Annotated in this window: 1 protein-coding gene; it reads left to right on the forward strand. The window is 68.2% G+C overall.

The genetic code is table 11. The features are described 5' to 3' along the window. Positions 1-3,548 (forward strand): multifunctional oxoglutarate decarboxylase/oxoglutarate dehydrogenase thiamine pyrophosphate-binding subunit/dihydrolipoyllysine-residue succinyltransferase subunit (locus A5712_RS27500; protein ID WP_068112868.1); only part of this gene is annotated, 3,548 nt, incomplete at its 5' end. Positions 3,549-3,726 lie beyond the last annotated feature (178 nt).

Raw genomic sequence — 3,726 nt, forward strand, 5'->3', positions numbered from 1 at the left:
CGGCCCCGCCCGCCGGAGTTGCCGCCCCCGCCCCGCCCGCCAAGCCGGCCGAAACGAAGCCGGCGCCCACCGCGGGCAACGGCGCCCCGGCCGCCCCGGCGCCGGCCGCCCCCGCGGCACCGGCCAAGCCCGCCGCTCCCCCGCCGGCCGAGGGCGACGAGGTGCAGGTGCTGCGCGGCGCGGCCGCCGCCGTCGTCAAGAACATGTCCGCGTCGCTGGACGTGCCGACGGCGACGAGCGTGCGGGCCATCCCGGCCAAGCTGCTCATCGACAACCGGATCGTCATCAACAACCAGCTCAAGCGCACCCGCGGCGGCAAGATCTCGTTCACCCACCTGCTGGGCTACGCGCTGGTGCAGGCGATCAAGCAGTTCCCGAACATGAACCGCCACTACGCCGAGGTCGACGGCAAGCCGACCGCGGTCACGCCCGCCCACACGAACCTCGGCCTGGCCATCGACCTACAGGGCAAGGACGGCAAGCGGTCCCTGGTGGTGGCGGGCATCAAGCGCTGCGAGGAACTGCGCTTCGCGCAGTTCGTCACCGCCTACGAGGACATCGTGCGCCGCGCCCGCGACGGCAAGCTGACCGCGGAAGACTTTGCGGGCGTGACGATTTCGCTGACCAACCCGGGCACCATCGGCACCGTGCACTCGGTGCCCCGGCTGATGGCCGGCCAGGGCGCCATCATCGGCGTCGGCGCGATGGAGTACCCGGCCGAGTTCCAGGGGGCCAGCGAGGAGCGCATCGCCGAGCTGGGCATCGGCAAGCTGATCACCCTGACGTCCACCTACGACCACCGCATCATTCAGGGTGCGGAGTCCGGCGACTTCCTGCGCACCATCCACGAGATGCTGCTCTCGGACGGCTTCTGGGACGAGATCTTCCGTGAGCTGGGCAACCCGTACCTGCCGGTGCGCTGGAGCACCGACAACCCGGACTCGATCGTCGACAAGAACGCCCGGGTGATGGAGTTGATCGCGGCCTACCGCAACCGCGGGCACCTGATGGCCGACATCGACCCGCTGCGCCTGGACAGCACCCGGTTCCGCAGCCACCCCGACCTCGAGATCCTCAATCACGGCCTGACGCTGTGGGACCTCGACCGGGTGTTCAAGGTCAACGGCTTCGCCGGCTGCGAGTACAAGAAGCTGCGCGACGTGCTGGGCCTGCTGCGCGACGCCTACTGCCGCCACATCGGGGTGGAGTACACCCACATCCTCGAGCCCGAACAGCAACAGTGGCTGCAGGAGCGCGTCGAGACCAAGCACGTCAAACCCACCGTGGCCGAACAGAAGTTCATCCTGAGCAAGCTCAACGCCGCCGAGGCCTTCGAGACCTTCCTGCAAACCAAATACGTTGGGCAGAAACGGTTTTCGCTGGAAGGCGCGGAGAGCGTGATCCCGATGATGGACGCGGCCATCGACCAGTGCGCCGAGCACGGTCTCGACGAGGTGGTCATCGGGATGCCGCACCGTGGCCGGCTCAACGTGCTGGCCAACATCGTCGGCAAGCCGTATTCGCAGATCTTTTCCGAGTTCGAGGGCAACCTCAACCCGTCGCAGGCGCACGGCTCCGGCGACGTCAAGTACCACCTGGGCGCCACCGGCGTGTACCTGCAGATGTTCGGCGACAACGACATTCAGGTCTCGCTGACCGCCAACCCGTCACACCTGGAGGCCGTCGACCCGGTGCTGGAGGGGCTGGTCCGGGCCAAGCAGGACCTGCTGAACCACGGCTCGCAGGACGACGGCGACGAGAAGGCCTTCTCCGTGGTGCCGATGATGATGCACGGCGACGCCGCCTTCGCCGGGCAGGGGGTCGTCGCCGAGACGCTGAACCTGGCGAACCTGCCCGGTTACCGCGTCGGCGGCACCATCCACATCATCGTCAACAACCAGATCGGGTTCACCACCGCGCCGGAGTACTCCAGGTCCAGCGAATACTGCACCGATGTCGCAAAGATGGTGGGGGCGCCCATCTTTCACGTCAACGGCGACGACCCCGAGGCCTGCGTGTGGGTGGCCAAGCTGGCGGTCGACTTCCGGCAGCGGTTCAAGAAGGACGTCATCATCGACATGCTGTGCTACCGCCGCCGCGGCCACAACGAGGGCGACGACCCGTCGATGACCAACCCGTACATGTACGACGTCGTGGACACCAAGCGCGGGGCCCGCAAGAGCTACACCGAAGCCCTGATCGGCCGCGGCGACATCTCGCTGAAGGAGGCCGAGGACGCGCTGCGCGACTACCAGGGCCAGCTGGAGCGGGTGTTCAACGAGGTCCGCGACCTGGAAAAGCACGGCGTGCAGCCCAGCGAGTCGGTGGAGGCCGACCAGCCGGTCCCCGCGGGGCTGGCCACCGCCGTGGACAAGTCGCTGCTGGCCCGCATCGGCGACGCCTTCCTTTCCGTGCCAGACGGTTTCACCACCCACCCGCGCGTGCAGCCGGTGCTGGAGAAGCGCCGCGAGATGGCCTACGAGGGCAAGATCGACTGGGCGTTCGGCGAGCTGCTGGCGCTGGGTTCGCTGGTGTCGGAGGGCAAGCTGGTGCGGCTGTCCGGGCAGGACACCCGGCGCGGCACCTTCTCCCAGCGGCATTCGGTGATCATCGACCGCAACACCGGCGAGGAGTTCACGCCGCTGCAACTGCTGGCCACCAACCTCGACGGCACCCCGACCGGGGGCAAGTTCCTGGTGTACGACTCGCCGCTGTCGGAGTACGCCGCCGTCGGCTTCGAGTACGGCTACACCGTGGGCAACCCGGACGCGCTGGTGTTGTGGGAGGCCCAGTTCGGTGACTTCGTCAACGGCGCGCAGTCGATCATCGACGAGTTCATCAGCTCCGGCGAGGCGAAGTGGGGCCAGCTGTCCAACGTGGTGCTGCTGCTGCCGCACGGGCACGAGGGGCAGGGGCCCGACCACACCTCCGGGCGCATCGAGCGCTTCCTGCAGCTGTGGGCGGAAGGTTCGATGACCATCGCGATGCCCTCGACGCCGTCCAATTACTTCCACCTACTGCGCCGGCACGCGCTCGACGGCATCCAGCGCCCGCTGATCGTGTTCACGCCGAAGTCGATGCTGCGCAACAAGGCGGCGGTCAGCGACATCAAGGACTTCACCGAGATCAAGTTCCGCTCGGTGCTCGAGGAGCCCACCTACGAGGACGGCATCGGTGATCGCGGCGCGGTTCGGCGGATCCTGCTGACCAGCGGGAAGATCTACTACGAGCTGGTGGCCCGCAAGGCCAAGGACAACCGCGACGACGTCGCGATCGTGCGCATCGAGCAACTGGCCCCGCTGCCCAAGCGCCGGCTGAACGAGACGCTGGACCGCTACCCGGCCGTCGAGGAGTTCTTCTGGGTGCAGGAGGAGCCAGCCAACCAGGGTGCGTGGCCGCGGTTCGGCCTGGAGCTGCCGGAGTTGTTGCCGGACAAGCTAACCGGGCTCAAGCGCATCTCGCGGCGCGCCATGTCGGCCCCGTCGTCGGGCTCGTCGAAGGTGCACGCCGTCGAGCAGCAGGAGATCCTGGACACGGCGTTCCGCTAATCGCTTTGACGGCGAGCGTGCGTGTTTGTACGGCGACACGCCGCTTTGGCCGGCATTTTGCGCACGCTCGCGCTTAGGGGCCAACGTTCGTCGCCCCGTTGTTGCCGGTGGCGCCGGGGGCGCGGGCGGCGCCGCCGGGACGGCCGGCCAAGCAGGCTTCCTCGGACAGGCGGGCACG

It is taken from the genome of Mycobacterium sp. E2327 (assembly GCF_001672675.1).
Lineage (GTDB): Bacteria > Actinomycetota > Actinomycetes > Mycobacteriales > Mycobacteriaceae > Mycobacterium.